This window comes from Chromobacterium sp. LK11, from assembly GCF_001043705.1.
Taxonomy (GTDB): domain Bacteria; phylum Pseudomonadota; class Gammaproteobacteria; order Burkholderiales; family Chromobacteriaceae; genus Chromobacterium; species Chromobacterium alkanivorans.
Window position 1 is genome coordinate 165,632 of sequence record NZ_LDUR01000009.1, and the last position, 17,747, is coordinate 183,378.

Sequence of the window (17,747 nt, forward strand, 5' to 3'; positions counted from 1 at the left end):
GCATGCGCAATCCCCTCATCACCCCCTCCCAGCAGGACAGACGGACTGAAATGAAATACTGGATCTCAACCCTGATATTGATGGCCGGCATCGGCGCGGGGCTGGCGCAGACGGCGCCGGCCGGCGCTTTGCAGGCCGTGCCCTTGCCCGCGCCCGGCATGCGGCCGGAGCAGATTCCGGCGCGGCCGGTCCCGGTCCCTGCGCCGGCCCGGCAGGAGTGGCGCAGCCAGCAGGATCTGATCCTGATTGAAGACCGGCTGGCCGGCACCCAGTACCTGAGCACCTTGGGCAGCAGCGGCGGCATCCTGCCCGGCAGCCAGGCCCAGGCCATCTTCGGCGCGCGCGCGCCGCGGGGCGGCGCCAAGAAAGTGGCCATCTGGTACACGCACAAGCCGGACGCCCAGGTGCGGGACATCAGCCAGTTGCAGCCGCTGCAAGCGTTTCGCGGCATGGCGGACGCGCGCGGCGCGGCGGTGGGCCTGAGCGGCGACGGCTTCAAGCCGACGCAGGGCCGGCAGGTCAACCCGGTGCTGAGCGAGCTGGCCTTCGACACCATCGCCAAGGCGGCGCCCGGCGCGTCGCGCGAGTTGTCCTTCGTGGAGACGCTGGCCGGCGGCGGCGAGCGCCGCTTCGTCACCCAGCTCAGCAAGCGCGCCCATCTGATTCTCAACCCCGCGCCGGCCAATAGCTGTCGCGACGCCACGGTGGACGGCGTCGCCGGCAAGCTGTGCGTGTTGCGCACCATTTCCGGCCAAAGCAATGCCAGCAGCGGCGGCGATTTGATGTTTACCGTGCGCGCCAAGATGATGGCGACGCCGAACGCCCGCTTCCGGGTGGGCGGCGAATGGCGTCATATCAACGACAGCGTGCCGATCGCCGCTTTCGCCCGCGCCAAGGCGGTGGAGGTGTTTTTTGTGCCGCCGCCGGCGGAGCAACTGCAGGCCTTTGTCGCCGCCCATCCCAAGATCCGGCTGAATACCTTGGTGGAAGCCGGTTTTTACTCGCGCTCGCGCTTGTTCAACGGCGATCGCTTCAATCTGCAATTGCCGACGATGGGCGGCGGCAGGCCGCAAGTCCAGCAGCGCTATTCGCGCTTGGGCCTGTTGCTGATCGACGATCAGCCCAGCGGCCGCCAGTACGTGAGCAGCGTCAACGGCAGCCAGGACCAAGCCATTTACGGCGAGCGGCATCCGCAGGACGGCAGCCGCGCCGCCGCCTGGTATCTGGAAAACGGCGCGAGACCGCCCTTGTTCGCGCTGCAGCAGCTGGGCCATGCCAGCCCCGCCGGCGGCTTCGCCGGCTTTGCCGACGCCGAGGGCCAGGTGCGGGCCGGCCTCAGCGCCGCCGCGCCCTATCTCAACCCGGTGTTCAGCGAAAGCGCGTTCGCCGCGCTGCTGCATCAGCCGCTGGGCGGGCAGCGGCGGCTGACGGTGGAGGGCTTGCGCCGCGGCGGGGAAGGGGTGAGCTATCAATTGAACGCCAGCCAGCAAGCCAGGCTGACGCTGGCCGCGCCGGAGGGGCCGGCTTGCCGGCCGGACAAGGTGGACGGCGTGGCCGGCCAGCGCTGCGTGTTGCGCCGGCTGACGGCGGAGATCCGGGCGGGCGGCGACATCCGCTTGCTGGTCCGCGCCAAGCGCCCGCTGCCGGCGGGCCGTTTCCGCGCCGGCCGCGACTGGCACAGCCTGGGCGAGAGCGTGGCCATCGCCGAATTGAGCGGAGCGCGCGAGCTGGAGTTGTTCCTGCCGGCCGCGGACGGCTTGCTGCGCGGAACATCGGCGCCGGCGGCCGGCCAGCCCTTGGCCACGCTGGTGGACGCCTATTTCTATTCCAATGGCCGCCAGCATCAGGGCGACCGTTTTGCGCTGAGCCTGACGGCGAACATCCTGCCGCCGCCGCAAGCCAAGGCCGCCGCGCTCAAGCTGCTGACGATAGAGGACCAGCCCAGCCAGCAGCACTACATCACCACCTTGCAGGCCGAGCAAGGGCAAAGCCTGTACGGCGCGCTGCGGCCGCGGGCGGGCCAGCGCGCCGCCACCTGGTATGTGGAAGCGGACGTCGCCGCCGCGCGTGGCGGCGAGCTGCAAGCCAGGCAGGCCTTGCCGTCGGCCTTGATCGCCGGTTTCGCCGATCGTCAGGGGCGGATCAGCGTCGGCCGCGCGCAGCGGCAGGCGGGGCAGGTCCATCCGGTGTTCAATGAGCGCGCTTTTGCCGAATGGCTGCGCCAGCCGCTGGGCGGACGGCAGTTGCTGACGCTGGAGGCGGAACGTGGCGGCCTGCCGGTGACGCTGCGGGCGCAGGCGGAAAAAAGCGCGACGCTGCGCTTGGGTCCGCCGGCAGCCGGCTGCCGTCCGGAGACGGTGGACGGCGTCCCTGGGCAAGTCTGCGCGCTGCGCTCGGTAGCGGGCGAATCCCAGGCCCGGAGCGGCGGCGGCGTCCGCTTCAGCGTGCGCAGCCGGCAAACGCTGGCCAAGGCGCGCTTCCGGGTGGGCGCGCAGCCTTGGCATAGGCTGGGCGAGAGCGTGGAGCTGGAGCAGTTCGCCGGCGCCAAGACTGTGGAGCTGTTTCTGCCTTTGGCCGGCCGTGGCCGCCAGGCGCAGGGGATGGCGGCCGTGTTTTACTCCGGCGAGCGCGAGGATGTTCTGGCGCTGCCGCTGGAGGCGCACAAGCCGCTTGAGGCGGGAGGCCGGGTGAGCTTCGTCTTCGGCACCCGCCACGAGGGGGTGATGAAGGAGGTGCCGGCGTCGATCAATTTGGTGTTGAACGAGCAGGTGATGGCGGGCGGGCCGGATGAAATCGTGTTCGGCCAGGTGAGCGACTCGGTATCGGGGAAACAAGCGCATGTGAAGTTTTCGCCGGCGATTCTCGGCGAGCAGGACATCTCCCTGCTGGAGACGCTGAAACTGCCGGTGGGCACCCAGGCGGCGACTTTCGAGTTCAAGCACGCCTGCTTCAAAAATGAGGCATGCACCATTGATAAGGGCACCAACACCAAGGATGTCGGCGTGACCTTCAATGGTCAAAAAGCGCCGGACTGGTTCCGCTGGTTTGAGAATAAGGAGGCCAGGATCAAGCATGTCAGCGTCAACCCGGATATGGTGAGCACGGCCTTGGAGACCGAGGTCGAGTTCGCCATCGATATCATCGACGGGCCTGGCGCTGGGACTAATGACCACAAGCTGGAGTGCGATCTGAATCAGACCGCTGGGCTGTTTGGCGATCCCGATGCCGTCGAGCTTAGGGATAATCAGGGCCAATACATCGGCATGCTGCCCTTGAAGGGCCGCCAGACGCTGGAAATCCTGCCCAGCCAGCATCCGTTTCCGGTGAGGTTCAAGCTCCGAACCAAGACCGGCGGTTACACCGGCCTTAAAACCGTTTCCTGCGAGTACAACTATTCCGGCTGGTCTTATGCCTCGGTCAATGCCGTTGAGAAGGATCTGAAGCTGGTCTCCATCGATGGCCCGGACGAAGGCCGGGTAGGGGAGTCGCTGCAATACCATATTTTCACCGAAGGCGTGTCGCTGGGCGACCGCGACCTGACCGTCACCGTGGCGGGCCAGGGCGCGCCCTGGGGACTGGAGACGCCGACGTTGCAGGTGGGGGGAGTGAAGATCCCGCCGCGTTGCGACAAGGACTGCGTGTTCAGTTTGCGACCGGACAAGGGCGACCGGGTGGCCTTGGCGCTGGGCGTCAAGGCTCAGTCGGTGAGCGGCGGCCGCGACGGCTACCGCATCACGGCCAGCCTGGAGGGGGATAAGACGCTGAACAAGGATTTCGCGATTGTGCCGGCCTGGCGGCTGGAGTCGCTGGCATCCGACGGCGATGTGACGGTTGGCGCGCCGCTGCGCTACAGGCTGCGCTTGAACGCGCCGGCGTCCCAGGCCTTGACCTTGTGGCTGCGGACCCGGCCGCAGGATGGCCAGGCGCAGGACGATGGCTACGAGGGCGGCCGGGTGACGGTCAGAGACGGGGAACGCGTGTTGTCTTCGGGCTTGAATACCGGCGACTGGGGCGCGGTAGCCCTGCCGCAGGGTAGCGAAACCATTGAGGTGGAGGTGCCGACGCGGCGTTTTGACGACAGCGACCGCGCCACGCGCGCGCTCGAGTTGGGCGCGGTGTTGAGCGAGGAGAAGCCGGGCGCGGAGCCGCCGGCCGGGGCCAAGCACGCCACCGGACGCATCTACCAGCCCAAGCCCAGCGTCTCGGTGCTGCCGGCCAGCGAGGGTTCGAATCACGGCGGCGGCTGGGTGGGCGCGCCGGACGGCCGCATCCGGTTGGATTATCTGATCCGCGCGCAAATGGCCAATCTACCGCCGGCGGACAGGCTGGAACGCGGCGCGACGCGGCGCTATTTGAGCCAGCGCGGCTTGGGCGCGGTCAAGGCGAGCTTGTCGCTGGACGGTAAGCACGGCGCGAGCCAGCGAGAGGGCATGTGCCGTTTCGCGCTGCAAAGCGATGCGCGGCAAGGGGTGCTGTTCCCGGCCTGGGTCAGCTTCGACGCCGACGGCGGCGGCCGGCGCGAGCCGGACAATTGTTCCGGTACGGTAAGCCACGAGCTGGGCGCGGGAATCTGGCTGGATGATGGCAGCGATCCCGCGCAGGGGCTGGAGAAACGGAAGCTGCCGTTCAGCCTGTGGTTCCAGCTGGACGACCCGGCATCGCTGCAGACGGTTCAAGGCGCGCCCTGGTACGGTCGCGCGCTTGGCGCCGGCATGGTGCGGGTGGAAATGGGGCTGGAGCTTGCCAAGTAAGTAGAGGCGATGCGCGCGGCCGTTACGGCCCGGCGCATCGGCGAAAGGAAACGAGATGTTGATGAGTATGCGAAAGGCCTGGCCGGCGCTGCTGTGCGCTGTGTCGGCGCTGCCGGCCTGGGCCTTGCAGATGGCGCCGCTGATCGAGCTGGATGCCGATCAGAGCGAGATGCGGGTGGAACTGAAGAACGATTCGCGCCAGCCGCACAGCTACCGCATCGGTTTGCGGCCGCTGGCCGGCCTGGAGGCTGGCGCGGGCGAGGCGGAGGAGGCCGGCGCGGCCACGGTGGCGGTAGCGCCGGCGCGCTTGACCTTGCCGCCCGGCGCCAGCGGCGCGATCAAGCTGCGTTACCGCGGCGCGGCGATGGAGGCGCGGGAACGCTATTACCGGCTGCAAGTGGAGGAGGTGGCGACGGCGGCCGCCGCGCGGGGCGCGCGCCGGGCCGGCGCATGGGCGGACTATCCGCTGTCTCTGAGCAGCGTGTTGATCGTCCGGCCGCGCGCGGCCTATCTGGATTTCCATCTGGAGGGCGGCGTGCTGCGCAATACCGGCAACGCGGCCTTCTGGCTGTTGCAGGATGAAGCCTGCGGCCGACAAGCCGGCAGCACCAAGATACAGACGCCGGGGAGCGCGGCGCGGCTGGCGCCGCTGACGGGACGCTCGCTGGTCCGGGTGGGCCTGAGCGACGAGATCCGGGTGGTGGTGGATCAGTGCGGCGGGGAGCGCGGCTAAGAGCCTGTTCTTTGAACCGGCGCTAAGCGCCGCTCTCGGGAGTTTCTTCTCGCCACTGGGTTAGCGCCTGTTCGAACGCCTGGTGCCAGGCCAGCAGCGCGGCTTCGTCGGGGCGTCCGCCCTCGGCCTGCAGCGCTTGTTCCATATTGGCGGCCAGCCGCGTCAGCGCTTCCGCGCCCACGGTCAGCGCGCCGCCCTTGAGCCGGTGCACATGGTGGAGCATGGCCTCGGGCTGTTGGTCGGCGACGGCTTGCCGGAACTGGAGCAAGTCGTGCCGCGCGCTCTGGCTGTACAGCCGGGCCAGGTCCGGGGCCGAAGCGGGCAGGGCCGGCGGCGGCGCGAGCTCCTCCGTCATCAGCCACAGCCGGAGAATATCCTCCAGATCCTGCAAGCTCAGCGGCTTGGACAAGATGCCGTCCATGCCGCTGGCGATGCAGCGGCTCTTGTGCGTGAGGTCGGTGATCGCGGAGATGGCGATGATGGGGGTGAAGGGCAGGTTTCGTTCTGTTTCCAGTGCCCGGATTCGCCTGGCGGTTTCGTAGCCGTCGATGCCGGGCAGATGGCAGTCCATCAAAATCATCGAATAGACTTCGCCCTGGCGCAGTCGTTGCAAGGCGGCCAGGCCGTTTTCCGCTATCGTGACGGCGCAGCCCAGCTGGGCGAGCTGCCGGCGGATGGCTTGCTGATTCACCGCCATGTCTTCCACCACCAGCAATCTATGGCGCGGCAGGGCGGCGGGCATGGCGTCGGGAGCAGGGGCCTCGTCGACGGGCGGGTCCGCCACCTCGACATGCAGGACGAAGCTGACGGCGGTGCCCTTGCCCTCGGCGCTTTCCAGCAGAATGCTGCCGCCCATCAGCTCGATCAGCTGCTTGCAAATGCTCAGTCCCAGTCCGCTGCCGCCGTAGCGGCGGCTGGTGGAGCGCTCCGCCTGGCTATAAGCGCGGAAGAGCTTGTCCTGCCGCGCCTTGGCGATGCCGACCCCGGTATCGCGCACCGTGACCAGGAGCTTGCCGGACTTCTCGCTTTGCAGATTGAACTGCATCAACAGCGCCACCTCGCCGCGATCGGTGAACTTGATGGCGTTGGACAGCAGATTGGTCATGATCTGGCGCATGCGCATCGGGTCCAGCAGCAATAGCCGGTTTTCCAGTCCGTCCGCGGACAGCGTCAAGTCCAGGCCCTTGCGGCTGGCGCTCAGGCGCTGGCTGTCGCTGATCCCTTTCGCCAACTCCAGCAAATCGGTGGGCAGTTTTTCCAGCGCCAGGTGTCGCGCCTCCAGCTTGGCGGTGTCCAGCACATCGTCCAGCAGCTCCAGCAGATTGTGGGCGGAGGAGCTGGCCAGCAAGGACAGCTCCTGCTGTTGCCGGCTTTGTCGGGTCTGTTGCAAGAGCTCGATGGCGGCGAGGATGGCGTTCATCGGCGTTCTGATTTCGTGGCTCATCATGGCGAGGAACTTCGACTTCGCTTCCTCGCTGGCCACGGCGCGGCGTTTGGCCCAGCGGGCCTGCATGAACAGGAAGACCATCACCGACAGCACCGAGAGCACCAGCAGGATTTCCGGCAGGTAGTAGCGGCTGATCTGATGCATCGACGGTTTTCCGAAGTCGATGTCGGCGACCCAATCGTCAAAGATCTCGTCGGTTTCGGACGGGCTCAGCTGCAACAGGGATTTGTCGATGATGGAACGCAGTTCCGGATATTGCCGCGCCACCTTGATGTTCAGGCCGGTGAACATTTCCGGCATGGTGCCGGAGATTTGCAGCGTTTTGGGGAAGCGGCCCTGCAATACCGGCCGGAACACGATTTCCGCGCCGATGGCGGCGAACACCTTGCCGTCGGCGACGGCCTTCAAGGCCGCCACCGGGTCGTTGATCAACACCAGTTTCAAGTAAGGGTAGTGCGCGCGCAGATATTGCTCATAGCCGCCTCCGCCCTTGACCGCGACGGTCTTGCGTTCCAGCTGCGAGGGATTGAACAGGCCTTCGGCGCCCGCCCTGGTGATGATGATGGTGGCGGTGGAGGCGTAAGGCTGGCTATTCAGCAGCGGGATGCCGTATTCCTTGGGAATCAGCTGCGTCGCGCCCATGGTGGCCAGATAGATCTGACCCCCTTTCAACTTGCCTATCATGTCTTGGGTATTGTCTGCTTTAACCAGCTGGAACTGCAGGCCGCTCTTTTTGGCGATGGCTTTGAGGTAGGCGCAGCTGAGTCCCTTATGGTGGCCGTTTTCAATGTATTCCAATGGCCAGTAGGGGTCGATGGAGTAGGGGATGGTGGGATGGCTCTTGATCCAGGCGATTTCCTCCGCGGTATAGAGCGAGGGCTGTTCCTGAGCGGCAGCGCTGGCCATGGCCGGCCAGCAAATAAACACAATAATCCAGGCCATCGCACGAAGTGCGGGTGTAATGGCATGGCGCAGGGCCAGGGTGAGAGGGGGGAGAATAAATGGGTTAAAGGGAGTTTTTGCCATGCGGCCGCCATCTTGGGTAAGTTTGCTTGAACATTATAGTGGGTCGGGCTGATTTTACGATGCGGCGCCGTTTGACGGCCATTCATCGTGGCATGACTGTAAAATGATTTGCGAGAGAATTCCAGCCGTTTGAGAATGCTCTTGTTGACGTGGCTTTGTTGCCGAATTTAGCATTTTTCCCCATTTGACGCACACTCTGCGGTATATGCGTTTACGGTATGGCTTTGTATTGTGGTGTGTTGGAAATACCCATTTGGTTTGAATGGCGGTGATTATGGGGTTTTGGATTGGCAAAGGGTGTTTTTACTCGTTTTGGCAGCTGATTTATTTTGGCTTGCTGAATATATGCTGACGATTTGCAAACGATGTTGATGCTTGTGATTAAAACGGGGTTGTATGGGGTGGAGGACCTGCCGCAAGTTGTGGATGGCCATGATCTCTGCTAGATGGTTTTGCATGCTATATTGAGGCGATGATTAAAAAAATGAGTATTTGAATCGAATGAGAGAGGGTTTGGAGACGGTGGAGGGGAAATGAAGGAAAGCAAAATCAAAGTGATGCTGTTGGACGATCATGAGGTGGTCAGGCAGGGCCTGGGCTTTAGATTGTCGCGGGAGAGCGATATCGTCTTGACCGGCTGTTTCGGCGACAGCCGCTCTTTTCTGGCGGCGTTGAGCCAGGGCAGTCCGGATGTGCTGGTGCTGGATTATGCGTTGCAGCCTCAGGACATGGATGGTTTGAACCTGATCCGCGCCATCCGCGCGCGCTTCCCCGAGGTGGTGATCCTGATCATGTCCTCTTACTACAACACGGCCACGGTGTCCCTGGCCTTGCGGGCCGGCGCGCGCGGTTTCGTCGGCAAGCAGCAGGATCTGGACGAACTGGTGCGCGCGATCCGGGTGGTGGTGGCCGGGCGCGTCTATCTGACGGCGGAGATGGCGCTGGAACTGGCTGAGGCCCAGCAGGCGGACAGCGTGCCCGCCGACAGTTCCACGCACGCGCCGGCCGCGATGGACCGGGTGGTCCGCCTGTCCGCCTTGTCGCCGCGGGAGCTGGAAGTGCTGCGCTGTTTTCTCGACGGCATGACGGTGAGCGAGATCGCCGAAAAATTCTCTAAGAGCATCAAGACCATCAGCGGCCAGAAGCAGGCCGCGATCAAGAAGCTGGGCTTGAAGTCGGACCACGAGCTGTACTTCATCAAAGACGAAATCCAATAGACGGGCGGGCCTGGAGCCCGCCCTTCATCGCGGCCCGCCCGCGCTCAATCCCGTCCGTCCGCGCCGTAGCGCGCGTCCAGCTCGTCGTAGAACGGCTTGTTGACCAGGCGCTGGCGTTCGGAAAACGGGGTCACCAGTTGCGGGTCTTCCTGCAGGATGCCGTCGCGGGACAGCGCGCCCAGCGCCCGCTGCATGCCCAGCACCGCGCCTTGCAGCGCGGCGTTGGCGTACAGCACCAGGCCGTAGCCCAGTTCTTTCAGGTCGGCGGCGCTCAACGCCGGGGTTTTGCCGCCGATGACGATGTTCATCAGCAAGGGGTGGTCGAACAGCGCCGGCAGGCGGCGGATGTCGTCCAGCTCGCGCACCGCTTCGATGAACAGCACGTCGGCGCCGGCCTCGGCGTAGCGGCCGGCGCGTTCGATGGCGGCGTCTATGCCGTCCACCGCGCAGGCGTCGGTGCGGGCGATGATCAGCAGCTTCTCATCCTGGCGCGCGTCCGCCGCCGCCTGCAGCTTGCCGCACATTTCGGCGGCGCTGATCAGGTTCTGGCCGGCGAAATGGCCGCACTTCTTCGGCAGCACCTGATCTTCCAGCTGGATGGCGTCGGCGCCGGCGCGCTCGAGCACGCGCACGGTGCGGCGGACATTGAGCGCGTTGCCGAAGCCGGTGTCGGCGTCGACGATGATGGGGATGGACACCGCGTCGCGGATGGCGGCGGTCTGGTCCGCCACTTCCTTCAGGCCGACGAAGCCGAGGTCCGGCAGGCCCAGCTGCATATTGGTCAGGCCGGCGCCGGTCAGGTAGAGCGCGCCGAAGCCGAGGTCTTCGACGATGCGCGCGCTCAGCGCGTTGTAGGCGCCGGGCACCAGCAGGCCGGAGCGGCTGGCGATCAGACTGCGCAGGACGTGTTTGCTGTTTTGCGTCATGGTTGCGGTTCCAGGGAGGCTAGGGGATGGGTTTGATGGTACTGGCCGCGCCAGTAGACCAGCGGCTGGCGGGCCGGATCGTGATGGGCGGCCAGGACTTCGCCGATCAGAATCAGGTGGTCGCCTTCTTGGTAATGGCTTTTGCGGCGGCAGGCCAGCCAGGCGGCAGCGCCGTCTATCAGCGGCGCGCCGTGGCGCTCCAGCGTGAAGCGGGCGCGCTTGCGTTCGGCGTGGCCGGGGGCGGCGAACAGCCGGCACACGTCCAGCTGCTGTCGGCTCAGCACCTGGATGGCGAAGCGATCGGCGGAGAGAAAGCTGGCGGCGGCGCGCGATTGCCGGCGCAAGTACCACAGGATCAGCGGCGGTTCCAGCGACACCGAGCTGAAGGCGTTGATGGTCAGGCCCAGCGGGCCGTGTTCGGGGTCTAAGACCGAGGCGACGGCGACGCCGGTGGCGAAGCTGCCCAGGGTTTGGCGCAGGGCCTGCGGGTCCTGGCTCATCAGACGGCGATGGCGTAGCCGAAGTCGATGTCGCTGGCGGACTGGCCGCCGCGCATGCCCCAGTTTTCGGCCGGCTCTTCGCGCAGCAGGATCAGCACCGAGGCGGGCGCGATGTCCAGCAGCGCGGCCAGGTCGGCGGCCAGTTTGGCGTAGAGCTTTTTCTTGGTGTCCGGTTTGCGGCCGGCGAAGACGGTGATCTCGATGTGCAGGTAGTCCGGGTCGCCGCCCGGCGGCAGCAGATCGTCCGGCGCGAAGCGCTGGTAGCGCGCTTGCAGTTCCTCGTCGCTGACGCCGAACACGGCGCGCAGCGCGTCGTAGACGCAGTGGACGATGGCTTGGCGCTGGGCCGGCGTGCGCGCGGCGGCGTCTTCGATTCTGACTATTGGCATAGCGGGCTCATTTCGATGGGGGCGGCGGCGGCGAAGGAGGCGGATTGCATTTCGGCGAGCCGGCTCAGCGTGCGGTGGGTGTCCGCGGACAGCGTGACTTCGCGCAGCATGGTTTCGATGGGGCGTTCGGAAATCAGCAGCAGGCGCTGGCGGCGGTCGTAGAGCACGTCCACCAGCCAGATGAAGCGGCGCAGGCCGTCCGCCTTGTTCAACTGCGCCTGGGCGATGTCGGAGACGACCACGGTGTGCCAGCGTTCCGACATTTCCAGGTAATCCAGATGCGAGCGCGGGCCCAGGCAGAGGGTTTCGAAGTCGAACCAGACGCAGTCCGGGCTTTGCGCCCGCGCGGACAGCGGCCGGCCGGACAGCGAGACGGCGGCGGCGGGGCCCACGCTCCGGCCCTGCTCTTGCAGCAGCCGGCGCAGGTGTTGTTCGGCGTCCGCGCCGCAGGGGTGTAGATAGTGTTCGCCGGCGGCGGCTTCGCGGTAGCGGTAGTCGCGGTCGCCGTCCAGGTGCAGCACCTGCATGTGGCGCTGGATCAGCGCGATCACTCGCAGCGCGTAGCGGTGCAGCTGCGGGTCCGGCAGCAGTTGCTCCGGCGCGTAGTTGGAGGTCAGGATCACCAGCACCCGCTCTTCCAGCAGCACGGTCAGGAAGCGTTCCATCAGGATGGCGTCGGCGATGTCGTGCAGATGGAATTCGTCCAGGCAGAACAGGCGGCTTTGTGCGGCCACGCGCCGCGCCAGCGCCGGCAGGTAGTTGGCTTGCTCGCCGCCGGCCTGGGCCAGGCCGCGGTGCAGGTCGCGCAGGAACTGGTGGTAGTGGATGCGTTGGGCCGGCGCGTCGGACAGCGAGAACAGGCCGTCCATCAGCATGGTCTTGCCGCGGCCGGGCTCGCCCCACAGATAGGCGCCGGTTTGCGGCGGCGGCCGCCGCAGCGGCCAGCCGGGGCCGGGCCGCGCCTGGAGGCGCAGCGCGTCCAGCGCGTCGGCGGCGCGGCGCTGGCCGGGGTCCAGCGCGACGCCTCTGTCGATGAAGCGCCGGGCCAGCGCGGAGGGCTCAGCCATGCGCCGGCTCCGCGGTTTCGGCGAAGCGCAGCAGTTCTTCCAGCAGCGCGCGCTCCGCGGCTTCGTCGCGGCGCAGCAGATGATCCAGCGCCGCCTGCTGGTCCGCCGGGGTCTTGTCTTGCGACAGCTTGAAGCGGCCTTCCTCGTGGAGCACGTGGATGCGCAGGCCGAGGATGTGCGGCGCGTTGGCGATCACCCGGGGATCGGCGGCCTGGTATTGGAACGGCGCTTGCGGCGGCTGCAGCCGCTCGCAGGTGTCGCGCAGCGCGCGGCGGGCGGATTCGAGGTCGTCGAGGACTTCGATCTCGACGTCCATGTGCACCGCGACGTAGTTCCAGGTGGGCAGCAGCCGGCTGCGGTAGGCTTCCGGCGGGATATAGCTTTGCGGGCCCATGAACACCAGGCGCGCGGGAAAGCGGCCGCGGCCCTGGAATTGGGGGTTGCGGCGGTCGACGTGGCCGAACAGGCTGCGGTCGGCGACGCGGAACAGCGGGATGTGGCTGGCGTGGTGCCGTCCCTGGTGTTCGCTGCTGATCAGCGCCAGCGGGTAGCGGGCTATCATCCGGTCAATCAGCTCGGGGCGGCTACAGCAGTATTCCTGGTAATGGAAGGCGCATGAACTCACTGGGTGGTGTCCTTTGGCGTACGAGCTTCGGTCGGCGCGAGCCGGGCGCGCCGGCGGCGGTCGTGGGCGATGGCCGCTTCGGCCATCCACTTTAGCAGCGCGCGGCCGCGCAGCGCTCGCGAGTTGAACGGCAATAGGGCCGGGCCGGCGCCTATCAGCTGGCGGGCCAGGCTCCGACCCAGCATGAAGGACAGCGCCAGGCCGCGGCCGTTGCAGCCGGTCCAGGCCAGGACGCCGTCGCCGACGCGCCGCAGGCTGGGCAGGCCGGACGGGGTGAGGCCGACCTGGCCGGCCCATAGCCGCGGCGCGACGTCCAGCTCCAGGCCGAAGACGGCGCGGACGCGCCGGCGCAAGGCGGCGTCGTAGTGTTCCGCGCCGGCGTCGGAGCGCAGCGCGAACAGGCCGGTCAGCAATTGGCCTTCCGGCGTTTTGCGGAAAAACCACATATCGCGGCGGTTGTCGGAGAAGGGGATGTCGGCGGGCAGCACCCGCGCCTGCTGTTCCGCGCTCAGCTCGAACTGTCCGAGCGCCAGCGTCAGCGGCACGCTGTGGCGGGCGACGGCGGCGACCCCGTCGCGGCTGTAGGCGTTGCCCGCCATCAGCACGCGGCCGGCGCGCAGGCTGCCGCGCGGGGTGCGGATCACGTGCATGCCGTCGCGGCTTTCCAGTTCCAGCAGTTTGGCCGGGCAGCGCTCCAGCAGCACCACGCCGCGCCGGCGGCAGCGTTCGGCCAGGCCGCGCGCCAGCGCCAGCGGGTCGATCTGGCCGCCGTCCTCGAACAGCAGGCCGCCGTGGTAGCCGGCGGCGGCGCTCAGGGCTTGCGCTTGTTCGGCGTCCAGCGCGCGGGCGCGCACGCCCAGTCTGCGCCAGGCCAGCGCGCCGGCCTGCGCGGAACCGGGGGCGGCGAACAGCTGCATCCAGCCTTTGCGCACCGGGCTGGCTTCCGGCAGGGCCAGCAATTCGGCCGCGGCCTCGCTCAGGCCGGCCAGATAGCCTTCGGCCTGCGGTCCCAGCCAGGCGCGCAGCTCCGGCGGGCCGCAGCGCGCCGGCACCGGCACCACGAAACCGGAGTTGCGGCCGGTGGCGCCGCTGCCGACGGCGTCGGCTTCCAGCACCACCACCGAGCAGCCGGCCTCGGCGGCGGCCAGCGCCGCCGACAGCCCGGTCAGGCCGGCGCCTATCACCGCCAGTTCGCAGCTGACCGGCAGCGCGTCGGCCTTGTCCGCCAATAAGGGCCGCGCGCGCGCCTGCCAGCCGGTGGCGGCGCTCAGCAGCGCTTCAAGCGCGGGCGCCGTCATGCCGCGATCCTTGTTCCAGCCGCGCCGTCAGCGATTGCACGATGGCCTGGGAGCGCAGCGCCAGCAGGCTGAAGGAGCCGGCGTCGCCCATGCCGTGGGAGGACTCGCACAGGCCGTTCAGGTAGAGCGGCGCGCCGTGGTCGGCCTCGCCGCGCAGCCGCACGCGGTAGTCCAGCGCGATGTCCACGGTGTCGCGCTCGGCGAACAGCTGCGGCGACAGGGTTTCCAGCACGCGCGGCCAGGGTTCGCGCTTGGGGCCGCGGCCCAGGTCGAGGAAGCCGGTGGCCAGCACCACCAGGTCCACGGTTTCGCTGACCGCGTCGCCGCCCAGGAAGTGGCGCAGCCGCAGCGTGACGCCGTCGGCGCCGGGTTCGCAGGCCTCGGTCTCCATGCAGGTGAGCAGGGCCAGGCTGTCCTTGTCCTGCAGCCGGTTGGCGTACTGCTTGACGTAGAGCTGGTTGAGCACGTCGATGTCGGCGGCCGAGTAGTTGGTGAACACCAGTTCCTGGCGCAGCCTGGCCTTGTGTTCCGGGCTGGCGGCGAAGAAGGCGTCGACGAAGGCGGGGAAGTACACCTCGTCGGAGAAGGGGCTGGTGTCTTTCTGGCGGTAGCCGAAGTTGCGGGTGACGCCGACCACCCGCGTCAGCGCCGGCTCGGCGCTGGCGTGCAGCAGGATTTCCACCGCGCTTTGGCTGCCGCCTATCACCGCCACCCGGCCGCCGCCCTTGGCCTTCAGCCGCTCCAGCGCCGGCAGGTAGTGGTTGAGGTGGACCACGCGCGGGTCCGGCGCGCGCTGGAACGGCTCCGGGATGTTGGGGGTGCGGCCCGGCGCCAGCACCACGCTGAGCGCCAGGTATTCGCGGCCGTCGGCGCACAGCACGCGGTAATGGCTGAGCGCGCCGCCGCTGTCGCTGACCGGCAGGATGTCGATGACTTCGCGCTGGTATTCCACCAGGTGCTGGAAGCAGCCGGCGGCCCAGCTGACGTATTGCGCGTATTCCAGCCGCAGCGGGTAGTGCAGCGGCAGGTTCAGGTGCTCGTAGAGCCGGTTGTGTTCGTGCAGGAAGTTGGTGAAGGTGTAGCGGCTGCGCGGGTTGCGCGGGGTGACCAGGTCGCGCAGCGGGTGGTTCTGGATGTCCGAGCCTTCCAGCAGCATGCCGGGCTGCCAGGCGGCGGAGGGCCGCCGCTCCAGAAAGCGCACGGACAGCTGCGGCGCCAGTTCTTCCAGCGCGATGGCTAGCGCGATGTTGGCGGGGCCGAAGCCGATGCCGATGATGTCGTGTACGGTATGCGTCATGCTGTCGCTCCAGGTTCAGAAGGCCATGGCGGCCGGGGCGTGCGCGGCGGCCGGGGCGGCGGGCCACAAGCTGGCCAGCGCGGTTTCAAAACGGCGGACGATGTCCTCCGCGTCGTCGGCGCCGATGATCAGCGGCGGCAGCAAGCGCATCACCGCGCCGTGGCGGCCGCCGCTTTCCAGGATCAGGCCGTGTTCCAGACAGGCGCGCTTGAGCGCCTTGGCCAGCAGGCCGTTGGCCGGCGGGTGGCCCAGCGCGTCCGGCGCGCCGTTGGGGTCTATCAGTTCCACCCCCAGCATCAGGCCGCGGCCGCGCACCTCGCCGATGCAGGAGAAGCGCGCTTGCAGCGCCTGCAGGCGCTGGCGCAGCAGCTGGCCCACCTCCCGCACTTGCTCCAGCACGCCGGGCCGGCGCAGGTATTCCAGCGTGGCCGCGCCGCTGACCAGGGCGATCTGGTTGCCGCGGAAGGTGCCGGCGTGGGCGCCGGGCGCCCAGCGGTCGTATTTCTGGTGGTAGGCGACCAGGGCCAGCGGGTAGCCGCCGCCCACCGCCTTGGACAGGATGACGGCGTCCGGCACGATGCCGGCCCACTCGTGGGCGAACATGTCGCCGCTGCGGCCGAAGCCGGTCTGCACTTCGTCCATCACCAGCGGCACGTCGTGGCGCGCGGTGATCTCGCGCAGGCCGCGCAGCCATTCCGCGCTGGCCGGAATGCAGCCGCCTTCGCCCTGGATGGGCTCCACCAGCAGCATGGCCGGCTTGCCGACGCCGCTTTCCGGGTCGGACAACAGATTTTCCAGATAAGCCAGCGACAGCCGTTCGGTGTCGGCGGCGTCGGCGCCGAAGGGGCTGCGGTAGGCGTAGGGAAACGGCAGGAACTGGATTTCCGCCGGGTAGCCGCTGACCGCCTGTTTCGGCCCCAGATTGCCCATCATGCCCAGCGCGCCCATGGTCATGCCGTGGTAGGCGCCCTGGAAGGCCAGCACCGGGCGGCGGCCGGTGGCGGTCTTGAACAGCTTGAGCGCGGCTTCCACCGCGTCGGAGCCGGACGGGCCGCAGAACTGCACCTTGGCGTGTTCGGCGAAAGCGGCCGGCAGCGCCTGGTACAGCTGTTCGACGAAGGCGAGCTTGGCCGGGGTGGCGATGTCCAGCGCCTGCTGCAGTTGGCCGGATTGCAGAAAATCGGCCACCCGCTGCTGGACGAAGGGGTGGTTGTGGCCCAGCGGCAGCGCGCCGGCGCAGGCCAGGCAGTCCAGGTATTCGCGGCCTTCGCTGTCGTAGACCCGGGCCAGTTCGCCGCGGCTGATCACGCGGTCTATGCCGCGCGCGTAGGTGCGGGCGTTGGATTCGCGCTCGGCCAGCTGCAGGCGGCGGGGTTCAAATGCTTCCATTGCTTGCTCCCTGTCAGTTCAGCACGGCCGCGGCGCGCGGCTCGGCGTGGTCTTGCGCGCCGGCGCGCAGCCCCAGTTCCTTGATCCAGCGCCGGTATTCGATGCCCAGCCGGTCGCTGCGCACATGCATTTCCTGCTGGAGGTCCAGCGGCAGCCGCGCCGGGCGCTGAGACTCCACGATCAGCCGGTCCTGCTCGAACACCATGTCCTGGCGGTAGAGGATTTTCTCCTCGCTCAAGTCGGCGCCGAAGTTGATGGCGACGATCAGCCAGATCACGCACTCGGCCTCGTCCACCGGGGTGGCGTTGAGAAAGGTGCAGAAGCGCTCGGTGTCGCCGGTCTTCTTGACGAAGTAGGCGGTGGTGGGGTTGAACACCGAGTAGGTGTAACGCGCGGTGACCGGGATGCCGCGGTGGTCGCCGTAAGGCTGGAACACCGAGATTTCCGAGGTGCGCAGCCCGCGCTCGTCCTTGAACACCTGATAGTCCGGCAGCGGCTCCGGCGCGTCCGGGTCGCCGTTCAAATTGGCGTGGACGAAGGGAAAGTGCGAGGCGTCGAGGAAGTTCTCCACCGAGCGCAAGGCGTTGCCCAGATAGCGGTAGGGGCCGGCGAAAACCTTGCGGAAGCTGTCGTCTTCCCATTCCGGGAACACCGGCAGCGGCCGCTGCGGCGCGTCCAGGCTGGCCCAGATCAGGCCGTAGCGTTCGGCCGCGTGGTGGCGGAAGATCAGCCGCGCGGACGAGGGCGTGGCCTGATCCGGGTGGGCCGGCACCCGCGTGCACTGGCCGCCGGCGTCGAAGCGCCAGCCGTGGTACGGGCATTCGATCTCGCCCTTTTTGACGCAGCCCAGCGACAGCTTGGCGCCGCGATGGCCGCAATAATCTTTCCAGGCGTGGATCTGGCCGGCGCCGTCGCGCCACAGCACCAGTTCCTCGCCCAGCAGCCGCACCGCCTTGGGGCGTTCGGCGCTGACTTCGTCGGCGCGCGCCACCACATGCCATTGGTTCTTCAAGGCCTGGTAGTCCAGACCGGCGCGGTCCCATTTGCCTGCGTACAGCATGCTTGCCTCCTTTCCGGTCCGG

13 protein-coding genes are annotated in these 17,747 nt (G+C 67.7%); 3 read left to right on the forward strand and 10 right to left on the reverse strand.

All coding sequences use genetic code 11. From position 1 onward, the window contains the following. The first annotated feature begins 2 nt into the window (after positions 1 to 2). Both VK98_RS05420 and VK98_RS05425 read left to right on the forward strand, forming a co-directional pair. A complete protein-coding gene (locus VK98_RS05420) occupies positions 3 to 4,751 on the forward strand; it encodes a hypothetical protein (RefSeq protein WP_197082967.1) in 4,749 nt (1,582 codons plus the stop codon). Between the two features lie 61 nt (positions 4,752 to 4,812). Further along, a complete protein-coding gene (locus VK98_RS05425) occupies positions 4,813 to 5,484 on the forward strand; it encodes a fimbria/pilus periplasmic chaperone (RefSeq protein ID WP_197082968.1) in 672 nt (223 codons plus the stop codon). A 22-nt stretch (positions 5,485 to 5,506) separates the two neighbouring features. Here VK98_RS05425 and VK98_RS05430 read toward each other — a convergent pair whose 3' ends face one another. Then, positions 5,507 to 7,837, reverse strand: coding sequence for an ATP-binding protein (locus tag VK98_RS05430; protein ID WP_197082969.1), 2,331 nt, complete (start codon positions 7,835 to 7,837; stop codon positions 5,507 to 5,509). 653 nt (positions 7,838 to 8,490) lie between these two features. On the opposite strand from VK98_RS05430, the gene VK98_RS05435 reads away from it, so the two are divergent. Then, positions 8,491 to 9,174, forward strand: a complete 684-nt coding sequence (locus VK98_RS05435; protein WP_048413058.1) for a response regulator transcription factor — start codon at positions 8,491 to 8,493, stop codon at positions 9,172 to 9,174. 44 nt (positions 9,175 to 9,218) lie between these two features. On the opposite strand, the gene VK98_RS05440 is transcribed toward VK98_RS05435, so the two are convergent. The 9 genes from VK98_RS05440 to VK98_RS05480 are packed head-to-tail and all read right to left on the reverse strand — an operon-like array spanning position 9,219 to position 17,725. Next, on the reverse strand, positions 9,219 to 10,100 hold the full coding sequence (locus VK98_RS05440) for an oxaloacetate decarboxylase (RefSeq protein ID WP_048413059.1): 882 nt from the start codon (positions 10,098 to 10,100) through the stop codon (positions 9,219 to 9,221). After that, positions 10,097 to 10,600: a flavin reductase family protein gene (locus VK98_RS05445; protein WP_048413060.1), complete on the reverse strand. Its 504-nt coding sequence runs from the start codon at positions 10,598 to 10,600 to the stop codon at positions 10,097 to 10,099. The genes VK98_RS05440 and VK98_RS05445 overlap by 4 nt, the downstream gene beginning before the upstream one ends. Continuing rightward, a complete protein-coding gene (locus VK98_RS05450; protein ID WP_048413061.1) occupies positions 10,600 to 10,989 on the reverse strand; it encodes a tautomerase family protein in 390 nt (129 codons plus the stop codon). Before VK98_RS05450 ends, VK98_RS05445 begins: the two co-directional genes overlap by 1 nt. Then, the gene (gene zapE / locus VK98_RS05455) at positions 10,980 to 12,056 is read right to left on the reverse strand and encodes a cell division protein ZapE (RefSeq protein WP_048413062.1); all 1,077 of its coding nucleotides are present in this window, start codon (positions 12,054 to 12,056) and stop codon (positions 10,980 to 10,982) included. Before zapE ends, VK98_RS05450 begins: the two co-directional genes overlap by 10 nt. Continuing rightward, a complete protein-coding gene (locus tag VK98_RS05460; protein WP_156187771.1) occupies positions 12,049 to 12,681 on the reverse strand; it encodes an FMN-binding negative transcriptional regulator in 633 nt (210 codons plus the stop codon). The genes zapE and VK98_RS05460 overlap by 8 nt, the downstream gene beginning before the upstream one ends. After that, positions 12,678 to 13,979, reverse strand: coding sequence for an FAD-binding oxidoreductase (locus VK98_RS05465; protein WP_048413064.1), 1,302 nt, complete (start codon positions 13,977 to 13,979; stop codon positions 12,678 to 12,680). Before VK98_RS05465 ends, VK98_RS05460 begins: the two co-directional genes overlap by 4 nt. Continuing rightward, positions 13,960 to 15,276 (reverse strand): lysine N(6)-hydroxylase/L-ornithine N(5)-oxygenase family protein, encoded by a 1,317-nt coding sequence (locus VK98_RS05470; RefSeq protein WP_048413065.1) that lies wholly within the window; start codon positions 15,274 to 15,276, stop codon positions 13,960 to 13,962. The genes VK98_RS05465 and VK98_RS05470 overlap by 20 nt, the downstream gene beginning before the upstream one ends. Positions 15,277 to 15,291: 15 nt before the next feature. Further along, positions 15,292 to 16,665 carry a diaminobutyrate--2-oxoglutarate transaminase family protein gene (locus VK98_RS05475; protein WP_048413066.1) on the reverse strand — a complete coding sequence of 458 codons (1,374 nt, stop codon included), beginning with the start codon at positions 16,663 to 16,665 and terminating at the stop codon, positions 15,292 to 15,294. A 13-nt stretch (positions 16,666 to 16,678) separates the two neighbouring features. Further along, positions 16,679 to 17,725 (reverse strand): aromatic ring-hydroxylating dioxygenase subunit alpha, encoded by a 1,047-nt coding sequence (locus tag VK98_RS05480; protein ID WP_048413067.1) that lies wholly within the window; start codon positions 17,723 to 17,725, stop codon positions 16,679 to 16,681. Positions 17,726 to 17,747 lie beyond the last annotated feature (22 nt).